At 60.9% G+C, this 13,084-nt stretch carries 17 protein-coding genes; 8 read left to right on the forward strand and 9 right to left on the reverse strand.

What is annotated here, in order from left to right; all coding sequences use genetic code 11:
* The first annotated feature begins 10 nt into the window (after positions 1–10).
* The 4 genes from A6A03_RS05745 (at position 11) to A6A03_RS05760 (ending at position 2,464) form a co-directional block, all read left to right on the forward strand.
* Positions 11–253 (forward strand): hypothetical protein, encoded by a 243-nt coding sequence (locus tag A6A03_RS05745; RefSeq protein WP_066784724.1) that lies wholly within the window; start codon positions 11–13, stop codon positions 251–253.
* Between the two features lie 12 nt (positions 254–265).
* Positions 266–880, forward strand: a complete 615-nt coding sequence (gene nadD / locus A6A03_RS05750) for a nicotinate-nucleotide adenylyltransferase (RefSeq protein WP_066784728.1) — start codon at positions 266–268, stop codon at positions 878–880.
* A gap of 6 nt (positions 881–886) precedes the next feature.
* Positions 887–1,603, forward strand: coding sequence for a 16S rRNA (guanine(527)-N(7))-methyltransferase RsmG (rsmG, locus tag A6A03_RS05755; RefSeq protein WP_066784731.1), 717 nt, complete (start codon positions 887–889; stop codon positions 1,601–1,603).
* A 198-nt stretch (positions 1,604–1,801) separates the two neighbouring features.
* The gene (locus A6A03_RS05760; RefSeq protein WP_066784737.1) at positions 1,802–2,464 is read left to right on the forward strand and encodes a PspA/IM30 family protein; all 663 of its coding nucleotides are present in this window, start codon (positions 1,802–1,804) and stop codon (positions 2,462–2,464) included.
* A 51-nt stretch (positions 2,465–2,515) separates the two neighbouring features.
* Here the strand turns inward: A6A03_RS05760 and A6A03_RS05765 are convergent, their stop codons facing one another.
* Positions 2,516–3,097: a thymidine kinase gene (locus tag A6A03_RS05765; RefSeq protein ID WP_066784740.1), complete on the reverse strand. Its 582-nt coding sequence runs from the start codon at positions 3,095–3,097 to the stop codon at positions 2,516–2,518.
* Positions 3,098–3,241: 144 nt separating this feature from the next.
* On the opposite strand from A6A03_RS05765, the gene A6A03_RS05770 reads away from it, so the two are divergent.
* Both A6A03_RS05770 and A6A03_RS05775 read left to right on the forward strand, forming a co-directional pair.
* Positions 3,242–3,958 (forward strand): LOG family protein, encoded by a 717-nt coding sequence (locus tag A6A03_RS05770; protein ID WP_066784743.1) that lies wholly within the window; start codon positions 3,242–3,244, stop codon positions 3,956–3,958.
* On the forward strand, positions 3,946–4,152 hold the full coding sequence (locus tag A6A03_RS05775) for a hypothetical protein (RefSeq protein ID WP_066784746.1): 207 nt from the start codon (positions 3,946–3,948) through the stop codon (positions 4,150–4,152). The genes A6A03_RS05770 and A6A03_RS05775 overlap by 13 nt, the downstream gene beginning before the upstream one ends.
* A 16-nt stretch (positions 4,153–4,168) precedes the next feature.
* Here the strand turns inward: A6A03_RS05775 and rfbB are convergent, their stop codons facing one another.
* The 3 genes from rfbB to A6A03_RS05790 all read right to left on the reverse strand — a co-directional run bounded on the left by rfbB (position 4,169) and on the right by A6A03_RS05790 (position 7,055).
* Positions 4,169–5,200 carry a dTDP-glucose 4,6-dehydratase gene (gene rfbB / locus A6A03_RS05780; RefSeq protein ID WP_066784749.1) on the reverse strand — a complete coding sequence of 344 codons (1,032 nt, stop codon included), beginning with the start codon at positions 5,198–5,200 and terminating at the stop codon, positions 4,169–4,171.
* Positions 5,201–5,404: 204 nt separating this feature from the next.
* Positions 5,405–5,899 carry a 5-(carboxyamino)imidazole ribonucleotide mutase gene (gene purE / locus A6A03_RS05785; protein WP_066784752.1) on the reverse strand — a complete coding sequence of 165 codons (495 nt, stop codon included), beginning with the start codon at positions 5,897–5,899 and terminating at the stop codon, positions 5,405–5,407.
* Between the two features lie 22 nt (positions 5,900–5,921).
* Positions 5,922–7,055, reverse strand: coding sequence for a 5-(carboxyamino)imidazole ribonucleotide synthase (locus A6A03_RS05790; protein WP_066784755.1), 1,134 nt, complete (start codon positions 7,053–7,055; stop codon positions 5,922–5,924).
* Between the two features lie 761 nt (positions 7,056–7,816).
* On the opposite strand from A6A03_RS05790, the gene A6A03_RS05795 reads away from it, so the two are divergent.
* Together A6A03_RS05795 and A6A03_RS05800 are read left to right on the forward strand one after the other, a co-directional pair.
* Complete coding sequence (locus A6A03_RS05795) at positions 7,817–8,011, forward strand: hypothetical protein (protein ID WP_066784758.1); 195 nt, start codon at positions 7,817–7,819, stop codon at positions 8,009–8,011.
* A gap of 78 nt (positions 8,012–8,089) precedes the next feature.
* Entirely contained in the window at positions 8,090–9,061 is a 972-nt protein-coding gene (locus tag A6A03_RS05800; RefSeq protein ID WP_066784761.1) for a helix-turn-helix transcriptional regulator, read from the forward strand.
* A 50-nt stretch (positions 9,062–9,111) separates the two neighbouring features.
* Here the strand turns inward: A6A03_RS05800 and rpmE are convergent, their stop codons facing one another.
* The 5 genes from rpmE to aspS form a co-directional block, all read right to left on the reverse strand.
* Entirely contained in the window at positions 9,112–9,411 is a 300-nt protein-coding gene (rpmE, locus tag A6A03_RS05805) for a 50S ribosomal protein L31 (RefSeq protein WP_066784764.1), read from the reverse strand.
* Between the two features lie 13 nt (positions 9,412–9,424).
* Positions 9,425–9,703, reverse strand: a complete 279-nt coding sequence (gene rpmA, locus A6A03_RS05810) for a 50S ribosomal protein L27 (RefSeq protein ID WP_066784767.1) — start codon at positions 9,701–9,703, stop codon at positions 9,425–9,427.
* Between the two features lie 13 nt (positions 9,704–9,716).
* Positions 9,717–10,028 (reverse strand): 50S ribosomal protein L21, encoded by a 312-nt coding sequence (gene rplU, locus A6A03_RS05815; RefSeq protein ID WP_066784770.1) that lies wholly within the window; start codon positions 10,026–10,028, stop codon positions 9,717–9,719.
* 122 nt (positions 10,029–10,150) lie between these two features.
* A complete protein-coding gene (locus A6A03_RS05820) occupies positions 10,151–11,074 on the reverse strand; it encodes a response regulator (protein WP_066784772.1) in 924 nt (307 codons plus the stop codon).
* A 195-nt stretch (positions 11,075–11,269) separates the two neighbouring features.
* Positions 11,270–13,036 (reverse strand): aspartate--tRNA ligase, encoded by a 1,767-nt coding sequence (gene aspS / locus A6A03_RS05825; RefSeq protein ID WP_066784775.1) that lies wholly within the window; start codon positions 13,034–13,036, stop codon positions 11,270–11,272.
* Positions 13,037–13,084: the final 48 nt, after the last annotated feature.

Consider the following 13,084-nt stretch of genomic DNA (forward strand, 5'->3'; position numbering starts at 1 on the left):
AGGTAGGAATATGCGCGGCTATCGTTTCACCACAGATGACCGCCTGCCCGAACGCGATTTGCAAGAGCTGGCCGATGAACTGGCGATCCAGTTGCATTATGCGCTCGGCGAGCGCGTGTTTCTGTTGCCGCGCGCCGATGTGGCAGAGTTGATCTGGCCGTATATCGAAGACCTCCATCCCGATGACCAGAATGATGTCGTCTGGCTTGTGTGGCATCTGTTCCAAGAAGCGCATGAGCTGAACGACGAGTAACCCGCCCTTATCATGACGACTGTTCGCCGGTTGGGGATTTATGGAGGGACGTTCGATCCGATCCACTTCGGCCATCTCGCCATTGTCGAAGAGGCGCGCTGGTTTTGCCGTCTCGACCAAGTGCTGATCGTCCCCGCCGCAGCCCAACCGCTGAAGGAAGGCCATCTCGCCGCAGCCCATCACCGGCTTGAGATGGTGCGGTTAGCGTGTGCCGGCAACGACGCACTGATCCCATCGTCGCTCGAACTCGATCGCCCGCCGCCATCGTATACGGTCGATACCTTGCGCGTATGCCGGGAACGGTATGGGCCGGAAGTTGAGCTATTCCTGATCATTGGCGCTGATGCCGCCGCTGATCTGCCCCGCTGGCGCGAACCCGACCAGATCGCACATCTTGCCCGCCTTGTTGTGGTTGAACGGCCCGGTTATCCGTTTGACCCCGCATCGCTCGTTGCAGCAGTGCCGGCAGTGCGCGATCGGATGATTGTCCTCACCGGGCCGCAGCTCGCCATTTCTAGCACCGATCTGCGCCAGCGCCTCGCCACCGGTCGCCCGGTGCGTTACCAGTTGCCTGATGCTGTGCTTGCTTATGTGAATCATCACCGGTTATATCAAGTTGAGGAATAACGCTCCATGGCTGACGATGCCGAGCGCCTCTTGAGCGAGACCGCCGCCGCGTGGGGGCTTGCGCTCAACGAGCGCCAACTTGCCCAATTTCACCGCTATCTCGACGAGCTGATCGTTTGGAACGACCGCTTCAACCTGACCGCAGTGCGCGACCGCGCAGCCATGGTGCGTCGCCACTTGCTCGATTCGCTGTGGCTGGCCCGTGACTGGCCTGCGCAACCGGCCAACCTGATCGATATTGGCAGCGGGGCCGGCTTTCCGGCGCTGCCGCTCAAAATCCTCTACCCAGATCTCCCGGTCACACTGGTCGAAGCTACCGGCAAGAAGGCCGAGTTCTTGCGCCACATCATTGATTGTCTCGAATTAACCGGCGCGCGCGTGCTGAACGAACGGATCGAAACCGTGGGCCGCCATCCCGCCGAACGCGAGCAGTACGACATTGTGACTGCCCGCGCCGTCGCCGAGCTGCGCGTGCTGGTGGAATACGCCTTGCCGCTGTTGCGCATCGGGGGACGTCTACTTGCGCCGAAAGGCCGCGACCCCGAGGCTGAGATTGTCGCGGCGCGCAACGCGCTGGCCCTGCTCGGCGGCGAAATCAGCCTCTGCCAACCGGTTGACATTCCCGGCGAAGAACGGCGCAGCCTTGTGATCGTCACCAAAATCGCCCCCACTCCCGTCCGCTTCCCGCGCGCGGTTGGCGTACCGGCCCACCGCCCGTTGTGATGCCAACTATGGAGTGCAGCAGTCAAACTGCCGCACTCCATAACCCTTTCAGCGGATGGTGAAACTTTTTGGCACAGCCAAACGTACAGATCAACGGTTGTGGATGCACGATCGGCGTGCTACAATGCAGGTAGTGTTCCCGTCGCAACCATTCCGCAGCCTTGATGGTGTGCATAAGCATCCAAAGGAGGAGCGTCCATGTCCATTCTCGGTCGTATCAAGGATCTGATCAGCGCCAACATCAACGCGATGCTAGATAAGGCGGAAGACCCGGAGAAGATGGCGAACGAATACCTGCGCCAACTGACCAACGAGCTGTACGAGGCCCGCACCGGCGTGGCCCAAGCGATGGCCGACGAGACCCGGCTTGAGCAGCGCCGGATCGCTGCCGAGGGAGAGGCTGAACAGTGGCAGATCAAAGCCGAGCGAGCGTTGCGCGCCGGCGATGAGGCACTGGCGAAGGCGGCGCTGGCCCGCAAGGTGCAGGCCCAGAAGCTGGCTGAGCAGTACCGCGCCCAAGAGAAGGCGCAAGAAGAGCAGGTAGAAGCGTTGCAGCAGGCCCTGATCGATCTCGAAACCCGGATCGCCGAGGTGAAGGCGCGCAAGGAGCTGATCATCGCCAAGAAAAACCGCGCCCAAACCCAAGAGGCGCTCCAGCGCACCGCCGCGTCGATTGGTCGCGTCAGCGCCCTCGATAAGCTCGATCAACTGGAAGAGAAGGTCGATGACCGGCTGGCCCGCGCCGAGGCGATGGCCAAGCTCGAAGGCGACTCGCTGGAGGCCCGGTTCCGCAACCTCGAGAAGGAGACCGAGGTTGATAGCGAGCTGGCCGAGCTGAAGCGCAAGCTGGGATTGAGCTGATCGGATAGGGGGAAGGGCGGGGTTGAAACCCGCCCTTACCCTGTCCCGCCCCTACACTGCCGGCTCATAGCAGGCGCGGCAGCGCGCCTCGTACATATCAAGACCGCCGACAACAATCGTCGGCGCATTGGCCGGGGCGGGTTTACCGTCGATCAACCGCTGCGAGCGGGTGGCATACGCGCCGCACTTGACGCAAATCGCATACAGTTTATCAACTTGCTCGGCCAACGCCAGCAAGTGCATCATTGCCGGAAACGGCTCGGCCCGGTAGTTGAGATCGAGACCGGCCACAATTACCCGCGCGCCGCGGTCGGCGAGCCATTGGCAGCCGCGCACCATCTCGGCTGGATCGTCATCGAACAGATGCAATTCATCGATCGCGACCACATGCGCATCTTGGGCATGGGCCAAAATCTCGCGCATCGTCGCCACGGTAATCGCCTCTAGCCGGCTGCCGCTATGGCTGGCTACCTGCCCCTCGGCATAGCGCGTATCCATCCGCGGCGTAAAGATCCGGTACGATTGGCGGGCAATCCGCACCTGCCGCATGCGCCGGATCAACTCTTCGGTCTTACCACTGTACATGCAGCCGCAAATCACCTCGATACGGCCGCCATCGCTCGGACGGGTCATCACTCCTCCTGAAATGGTACTATGCTAGTCTAAGTAGGGTACACTGTACATACGCCATCGGTAAGGGAGTCATCATGCACCCTTACCATCTCGCTCTTGCGGTCGCCTTACCCGGCTGCCGTTAACTTGCGGAGTATACCATATATGTCACGCCAGACAGAAGACGAACGCCTGCTACGCACCGATCCGTACCGGCAACCGCACGATTTTACCCATACCGACACGTGGCGCGTGTTGCGGATTATGGGTGAATTTGTGGAAGGATTCGAGAACATGGCCGGGCTTGGCCCCGCCGTCTCGATCTTTGGTTCGGCCCGGATTCCACCAACCTCGCCCATCTATCTGGCCGCGAGTGAAACGGCCCGCTTACTCGCGCAGGCCGGCTTTACCATCATCACCGGCGGCGGCCCCGGCCTGATGGAAGCGGCCAACAAAGGCGCACGCGCCGGCGGCGGGCGCTCGGTTGGCTGTACGATTGAATTGCCGTTTGAAGCGGGATCGAACCCATTTCTCGATCTCGAGGTGCGATTTCGCTACTTCTTTATCCGCAAAATCATGTTCGTCAAATATGCCCATGCCTTTGTGATCTTCCCCGGCGGCTTTGGCACGCTTGATGAACTCTTTGAAGCGTTGACGCTCATTCAAACCGGCAAAATTCACGACTTTCCCATTGTGCTGTACGGCTCGGAGTTCTGGCAAGGCATGATCGATTGGGCGCGCCATACGCTGCTCGCGACTGGCACGATTGCCCAAGCTGACCTCGACCGGTTGCAAGTGTGCGATGACCCGCAACAGATCTGCGATCTCATCGTCCAAGCCCATCAGCACCGGCAGAAAGGCGGCGATCCGTGGACGCGCTAACGTGGCCGGCGGATGACGAATTGTGTGCGTTGTTGCGCCGCTACTATCAGGGTGACGCGGGCCTATGGCCTGAGATCATAGCCCGCGTCGAACAAGAATTGCGCATGCGGCAGTTGCCGCCCCTCCCGCGCCATGTGCGGTTCCGGCGCATTGGCGATGGCTATGTGGTGGTCGTGACGCCGGCGGGGGCGTAGGCGAACCGCAGGTGCCTTACGTCGCCGCCGGATACCCGCCGCGTTCGAGGTATTGCCGGCGGTAATATTCCATGTACTCGCCCGATTTAATCGGTCGCCACCACGCCTCGTTTTCGACAAACCAGCGCACGGTCTTTTCCAACGCTTCATCAAAGGTATGGCGCGAACGCCATCCCAATGCGCGCAGCTTCGAGCAATCGAGCGCGTAGCGCCGGTCGTGGCCGGCCCGGTCGGCGACATGCTGGATCAGGCTGTGCGGCTTGCCGAGAATGTCGAGAATTTTGCGCGCCATCTCGATATTCGGCGTCTCGACCTCGGTGCCGACGTTATACACCTCGCCGATTTGGCCTTTGTGCAGCACCACGTCGATCGCTTCGCAGTGATCGAGCACGTACTGATAATCGCGCACCTGCAAGCCGTCACCATAGATCGGCAGAGGCAGATTGTCGATCGCATTGGTGGTAAAGAGCGGCACCGCTTTTTCAGGATAGTGGTACGGGCCGATGTTATTCGAGCCGCGAGTGGTGGTCACCGGCACGCCATAGGTAATGTAATACGCATAGACAAGATGCTCGGCCCCGGCCTTGCTGGCCGAATAGGGACTGCGCGGTTCGAGCGGATCGCCCTCGCGTGAGCGGTACGGCGCCGGGATCGCGCCGTACACCTCGTCGGTGCTGATCTGGTGGAAGCGTTCGAGCTTCAGTTCGCGCGCTACCTCCAGTAACGCCCATGTGCCGTTGACATTGGTGCGCACCACCGCATCAGGCGCCATAATCGAGCGATCAACGTGGGTCTCGGCGGCAAAATTGACGATGGTATCAATGTCGTAGGTGCGCACCGCTTCACGCACCGCATCAATATCACAAATATCACCGCGCACAAACGCAAAGCGCGGATCGTTAGCAACCGGCGCCAAATTCGCTAAATTGCCGGCGTAGGTCAGTTTGTCGTAGACCACGATGCGATAATCGGCATACTTGCCCAGCATATAGTGAACAAAGTTGCTGCCGATAAAACCGGCCCCGCCGGTCACGAGCAGATTTCTCATAGGAGAGTCAATCCCTTTCACTGCATAACGTTCGCGCACCCAACGATAGCATCTCGCGGCAATGGCTATCGTGATCTGAAGGCTGAAGGTCTGCACCAACCAGCTTTTGCCACCGTGCGGCGGCAATGATCGCCGCTTGCGGACGACGGTACCGACAATAACACACGAGAATGAACACGCAACCGGTCTGGCCCGCCACAGAGATTACGCTTCTGTAAAGATGCGGTTTTTGGCCCGCGACTCGGCTGCCATGCGCTCTTTGTAGGCTTGCACTTGCGCCAACAAGGCCGGATCGGCGCTCGCCAGTATCTGTACGGCGAGCAAACCGGCGTTGCGGCCATTACCGATGGCAACCGTGGCCACCGGCACCCCCGCCGGCATCTGCACAATCGAGAGCAGCGAGTCGAGGCCGTTGAGCGCTTTGCTCGGCACTGGCACACCGATCACCGGCAACGGCGAATGGGCGGCGATCATGCCGGGCAAGTGGGCCGCGCCGCCGGCCCCGGCAATGATGACCCGGATGCCGCGCTGGTGCGCGGTGATACCGTATTCGGCCATATCAAGCGGGGTGCGGTGCGCTGAGACGACCCGCGCTTCGTAGGGAATGCCAAACTCGCGACAGACATCGATCGCGCCTTGCATGGTCGGCAAGTCGCTGTCACTGCCCATGATGATACCCACGAGAGGATGATCGGACATAGCGCTTCCTCGTCTCGACGAATCACGATGGCATCGCCACCAGCGCAGCGGCGCGGCGGGCAATCGCTTCAGCTTCAGCCAAGGTATCGGCCAGCGCGGTAATATGGCCCATCTTGCGCCCGACACGCTCTTCGCGCTTGCCGTAAAAGTGCATGTGCGCGCCGGGCACCGCGAGCGCCGCAGTGATTGCGCTGGTGTCGATAGGGCCGTTACGCTGGCCGAGCAGATTAACCATCACCGCTGCCGGCGCGCGCATCGTGGTCGGGCCAAGCGGCCAGCCTAACACGGCCCGCAGGTGCTGCTCAAACTGCGAGGTGACGCAGGCTTCAATCGTGTAGTGGCCGGAATTGTGCGGGCGAGGGGCTAACTCGTTGATCAGCACCCGGCCATCGGCCAGCGCAAACAACTCGACGCCAAAGATCCCCACCCCTTCAACCGCCTCGATTGCAGCCACGGCCAGTTCAGTCGCCAACGCGGCCATCGCCGGTTCAACCGGCGCCGGTGCGTACACCACATGGCAGATATGATTCTGCTGCACCGTCTCGACTACCGGGTATACCGCCGTCGCGCCATCACGCCGGCGCGCAACCATCACCGCCAATTCGCGGCTAAACGGCACCCATGCCTCAACCAGCAACGGGCTGCCGCCGCGAGTGAGCCGTTCCCACGCCGGCACGACATCAGCCGGGCCGCGCAGGGTGGCATTGCCGTAGCCATCATAGCCATTGCGGCGCGCTTTGAGCACTAGCGGCCAGCCGAACTCTTGGGCAACCGCCAAGACTTCATCTGGCCCAGCGACCGGCCGGAACGGCGGCACCGCCAACCCCGCCGCCGCTAACCGCTCTTTTTGCCACAACTTATCTTGCACCACGGCGACCGTCGCCGGCGTAGGCCAAACCGGCGCACCCAAGGCCACGACCCGCTCGAGCAAGCCGGCATCGATAAACTCATTTTCTAACGTCACCAGATCGCACTGGCGGGCAAACCCAGCGAGCACCGCTTCATCTTCCCACGGCCCCACCACCGCATGCTGGGTATAGCGCGCCGCCGGACTATCCGGCGTCCGCTCGCAAATCACTACTTCAACACCGAGGCTGATGGCCGCCTGCACCAACATTTGGGCTAATTGGCCGCCACCGAAAATCCCTACCCGCATACCTCTTCCCACCACGAACTGAATAAACCACGCTGGGTATAGTACCGTTAGAGGACGGGATGCGCAAGCGGGTGCTTGGCCCGCACGGGTCGATCGCTCCGCACCACCGTCCCGTTCCATTGTTTAAGGGCGGACAGAACGTATGAGCATAGCTGTGGTTGATGGCTTTGCGGTGCGCTGGTTTGCCCTCACCCCCGGCCCCGCGCCCACTGGTGCGGGTTCAAGGGCGGACAGAACATCTATCCAGAACCCGGCCCTGAAGGGCCGGGCTAGGGATACGAAGCCCGCTGCGCGGGCTACTGGCCCTCACCCCTAGCCCCGCTCCCACTGGCGCGGGTTCAAGGGCGGACAGAACATCTATCCAGAACCCGGCCCTGAAGGGCCGGGCTAGGGGTACGAAGCCCGCTGCGCGGGCCACTTACGGCCCTCACCCCTAGCCCCGCTCCCACTGGCGCGGGAGAGGGGAGCGCAGAACCGGCCTTTGAGGCATCGCACAGCGATCAACCGTTGCAATTAATCAAATGTTCTGTCTGTACCTCAACTAGCGCGGGAGAGGGGAGCAGAGCTACGCTTTGAGGCATTGCACAGCGATCAACGATTACACTCGTCCAAACGTTCTAGCCACCCGCAACATTCCACAGCACGGGGTGAGCGAAACGCTCCTCCCAACACGCACTCTAGCCAATCCGGTGCGCAGGCCGGACACAAACTTCCGCTATAATACAACTGGTGACAACAACCTTCGCAAGGAGTATGGCCGTATGTCGATGTCTTCGCGCAGCAATCGCCGCCGTTCCAATCAACGATCGAGCCCGGTGCGCCGCCCGGTGGCCCGGACGGTCGAACCGCCTGACTACAGCCGCGAATATGCGTATGTCCGCCAAGATCTGATCTGGATCACGATCTGGGGCGGGTTGCTCACGATTGGGATGATTGCGGCTTCGTTCGTATTGTAACAAGTCAGATAACCGCCGCAAAGCAGGCCAACAGCATCGTTGCCGCCCTTTGCGGCGATACTGTATACAGCACTGACTATGACGAGCGCCGAAAACCGGTTGCGCAGCAAGGCCGCGCGCTTGCGCAGCCTTGAACATAAGCTGTACAATGCGCCGCCCAACGGCTATAGCGTGATCGAACTCGCCAAACTGTGCGGCGTCAACCGGCGCACCATCTACCGCGATCTCGATACGCTGAGCGAAGCGGGTGTACCGATTTGGGAACACAACGGCAAGTACGGCCTCGACCGCAGCAAATACCTCGCCACTATCCGGCTGAACCTCAATGAAGCGATCGCGCTCTTTTTTGCGGCGCGGTTGCTCAGCCACCACAGCGACGAACACAATCCGCACATCGTTTCGGCGCTCGCCCAGCTTGCCGCCGGCCTGCCCGACCAAACGATCGCCAGCCACATTGCCCGCTTGGCCGAGATTGTACGCCAGCGCCCGCCTAATCCACATTTCGTCGCGATTCTCGAACTGCTTACCCGCGCATGGGCCGACCGGCGCATGGTGCGCATCCGCTACCGCGCCCCCAACCGGCCGCTCACCGAGCGCGACATTGCGCCCTACTTTCTCGAAGTAGTGCGTACAACGCCGGGAGTGTACGTGATCGGCTATGACCGGCTGCGCAACGATTTGCGGACCTTCAAAGTGGAACGGATCGAGCATGCCGAACTGCTTGACGAGCAGTTCAGCATTCCAACTGACTTTGACCCGTATGCCCACTTGGCGCGGTCGTGGGAAGTAATGAACGAGGCGGAAGTGACAATTCACCTACGCTTCAGCCCGCAAGCCGCGCCGCGCATCCGCGAGAATCGCTGGCACCATAGCCAAGAATTGATCGACAACGCCGATGGCAGTTGCGACTTATACCTGACTGTCGCCGGCATTCGCGAAATCTTAGGTTGGGTGTTGAGTTGGGGAACCGAGGTAGCGGTGATCGAACCGGCGGAACTACGGGCCGAGGTCATGAACCAAGCTCGCCGCATCTTAGAGAAGTACAAATAGGAAAGGGCGACGTGCGCGCGTCGCCCCACCTATTTCTGGGAAACCAACGGCTATTCTGCCTCTTCGCCGTAAATCTCTTTGAGCAAGCTCTTCTTCTTTTCGGGTTGGCGGCCAGCACGGCGCGCTTCGCGCTCGGTCTGCCGCTCTTGGGCGATATTCAACCGGCGCATAAAGCGATCAACTTGGCCGGCGGTATCGACGATGCGCTGTTCGCCGGTATAGAACGGATGGCAGTTCGAGCAAATTTCCACCCGCAGATTCGGGCGGGTCGAACCGATCTTCCACACCGTCCCGCAGGTTGTGCAGACGATGCCATCGGTATAGTACTTGGGATGAATACCCTGTTTCACCGTCGTATCCTCTCTAATTGGCAGTGGCTTCGGCAGACGCAACTGGAATCACGCTGACCATCTTCTGGGAGCGCGAATAGTGGCCGAACTGCACCACGCCATCAACAAGGGCGTAGAGCGTCCAGTCGCGACCAACGCCGACATTCTCACCCGGCTTGATTTTGGTGCCGCACTGGCGCACGATAATATTGCCGGCCCGAACCAGCTCGCCGCCGAAGCGCTTGACACCGCGCATTTTCGGATTGCTGTCGCGCCCGTTGCGCGAGCTGCCTACACCTTTTTTGTGTGCCATTGTTCAAGCTCCTCTAGGCGACGATCTCGCTAATGCGAACTTTGGTATAGCGCTGGCGATGGCCGGTGCGGCGGCGATAGCGCGTCTTGTTGCGGTAGCGGAACACGACGATTTTGTCGCCCTTCTGCTCGCCTAACACCTCTGCCCGCACCACAGCGCCCTCGACCAGCGGCGAGCCGACCTTTACCTGCTCCGCGTCGCCCACCAACAGCACTTCACCCAGCTCGATCTGGCTACCCGGCTCGGCGCTGATCAGGTCGATGGTCAGGACTTGGCCCGGCTCGACACGGTATTGCATGCCACGGTCACGAATAATCGCATACACGGTCTTCTTCTCCTTGGGGCGACGCACGCACTGCGTCGAGACAACATGAAAACAGAGCGGTTGCACCGCCCTTTGCCTTGCGTAGTATAGCAAAGGGTTGGCGTGGTGTCAAACGCTATTCGCTACTCGCTGCGCGCGATCCGGGCCATTTCCTCGCACGCGCGCAAGGCGGCAATCCGCGCCCAACCGAGTGATGCGTTGGCGCCAATCGCCAGCAACAAGATCAGGTCATCAACCGACGCCATAATGATGTTTTGATCTTGGCCCTCGTGAATGACTAAATGGCCGGGACGTTGCTGGCCCAAATGGCGGCCAATCTCGGCCAGCGCCAGTGTGTTGCCGGCAGCCAGCGCCGCCACGACCGTAACGTTAATATCGCGCCGCCGGCTCCAATGGCTGAGCACCAACCCACTCATATCGGCCAAAATGGCGCACTGCACATCGGGCGCCAGCGCCAAATCCTTCAACGCCTGCCGCATGCGTTCGAGCTGGGCTTCCGAATAACTGCGCCCGCTCCGGCCGGGCTGGTTGGGTGTCAGCCGCATCGCCACCGCCGAATTCACCGCCGGCGCCGGCGGCGGTGACTGGCGTGTGCGCAGGGCAGCCAGCCGCTGGCTAAACCGGCTGCCGCTGGCCGGTTCGGCTGGTTGCGTTTCGGGACGGCTAGCGCCCGCCGGCTTGATCGGATCAAGCAAGGTGGTCGCCGCTAACCGCAATTGCTCGGCAGTGGCAGGCTTGGTCAAGACGTAGTCAATCTGCAATTCGGCTTTGAGTTGTGGCGATAAGTCTTCGGGGCTAATCGTAAACACCACCACCGCTGTGCCCGGATCGAGCTGGCGCACCCGCTGGATCAACTCGATCCCATTCATCCCCGGCATGCGCAGATCGGTGAATAACAGATCGACTGGCTGGCGCGAAATGTGCAACAGCGCAGCCTCCGCCGAAGAGACATCGCTCACTTCGTACGGCGTATCATCGGTGAGCGCCAACGCCACCAACCGGCGAATGTTCGGATCATCATCGACAATTAAAATGCGCTTGGGCATACCTGCTCCGGCGAACGCAACGCCGCGCCGAGATAGGCGCGGCGGCGGCATGGACGTCGTGCATCTTATAGTATAGCTTTTCTGCGCGAACTTGTCGCCGGGTCAGAAGTACTACTTTTTTTCGCAGCCACCGTAGCTAGCAAGTTTTGAGATCGGCAGAAACCACTCTTGCTGCTACGGGGGCGCGCCGGATCATTATTCCTCGACGATCCGGATATGCAGCTCCTTCAACTGGCGCTCATCCACCGGCGACGGCGCGTTGGTCATCAGATCGACTGCCTGCTGCGTCTTGGGGAAGGCCATCACTTCACGGATGGTCGGCTCGCCGGCCAAGATCATCACCAGCCGATCGATGCCGGGAGCGATCCCGCCGTGGGGTGGCGCACCATATTCAAACGCTTCCAGCATATGGCCAAACTGGGCCTGCGCCTGCGCTTCGCTGATGCCGAGCAGCGAAAAGATCTGCTGCTGCACATCGCGGCGATGGATACGGATGCTGCCACCGCCTGCCTCGTAGCCATTGAGGATCAGGTCGTAAGCCTTGGCGCGCACCTTGCCCGGATCGGTCGCCAGCAGATGCAGGTCTTCGTCTTTGGGTGCGGTAAAGGGATGGTGAACGGCGTCCCAGCGCTGCTCGTCCTCGTTCCATTCCACCAGCGGAAAATCAACCACCCACGCAAAGCAGAGCGTGTCGGGATCAGCAAGGTTGAGCCGGTCGGCCAGATTGCGGCGCAGCTTGTCGAGCGAGGCGGCGACTACCGCCGGCTGATCGGCGACGATCAACAACAGATCGCCGGGTTGCGCCGCCATGCGTTGGGCAATCGCGTCAAACTCGCCGGGAGCGAGGTTCTTGGCGAAGCTTGAGCGGACTTCACTGCCATCAGCCGGCAACACGGCCCACGCCAACCCCTTCGCGCCGCCAGCACGCGCCACTTCAGCCAGTTCGTCGATCTGCTTGCGCGAGAAGGTTGCGCACCCCGGCGCCCGGATCCCTTTCACCTGACCGCCGGCAGCCAACGCACCGCGGAACACTTGGAACGGTGTCTCGGCTAACAGATCACTGAGATTGACCAATTCGAGGTCATAGCGCAGATCGGGCTTATCGGAACCGTAGCGCTCCATCGCTTCGGCATACGTAAGGCGGCGGAACGGCGTCGGCAGATGCTTGTGCGGCGTCACCGTGCGGCACAGCGCGGTAAAGAGCCGTTCGATCAGATTGAGCACGTCTTCCTGATCGACGAAGCTCATCTCCATATCGAGCTGGGTAAACTCAGGCTGGCGATCGGCGCGCTGATCTTCATCGCGGAAGCAGCGGGCAATCTGGAAATACTTATCATAGCCGGCTACCATCAGCAACTGCTTGAGTTGCTGCGGGCTTTGCGGCAGGGCATAGAACTTGCCCGGATGCAAGCGTGAGGGCACCAGATAGTCACGCGCCCCTTCCGGGGTGGATTTGATCAAGATCGGGGTCTCGATCTCAAGAAAGCCCTCGTTGTCAAGAAAGTCGCGGATAAACTTGACCACACGATGGCGCAAGATCAGGTTGCGCTGCATTCGCTCGCGGCGCAGGTCAAGGTAGCGATACTTGAGACGCACCGCTTCCTCTTCACCGCCCTCTTTGGCAATATAGATCGGCGTCGTGCGGGCCGGGTTCAGCACCTGCGCCTCGATCGCAGCCACTTCGATTTCGCCGGTGGCAATGTCAGGATTGACGGCTTCGACAGGGCGAATGCGCACCCGCCCGCGCACCTGAACGACATATTCCGAGCGCACGGTCTCGGCCACTTCATGCGCTGCCGGGTTGGCGCTGTCAAACACGACCTGCGTGATACCGTAGCGATCGCGCAGGTCAATAAAAATCAGATCGCCATGGTCGCGCCGGCGATGCACCCAGCCGGCCAGCGTCACTTCTTGGCCAGCGTGAGCGGGGCGCAACTCACCACAGGTATGTGAACGGTACATAGCCTCTCCTGCCGGATTGAAAGCGGCAACGAACGGTTAGCCGTCGCA

The sequence above is a fragment of the Chloroflexus islandicus genome (genome assembly GCF_001650695.1).
Lineage (GTDB): Bacteria > Chloroflexota > Chloroflexia > Chloroflexales > Chloroflexaceae > Chloroflexus > Chloroflexus islandicus.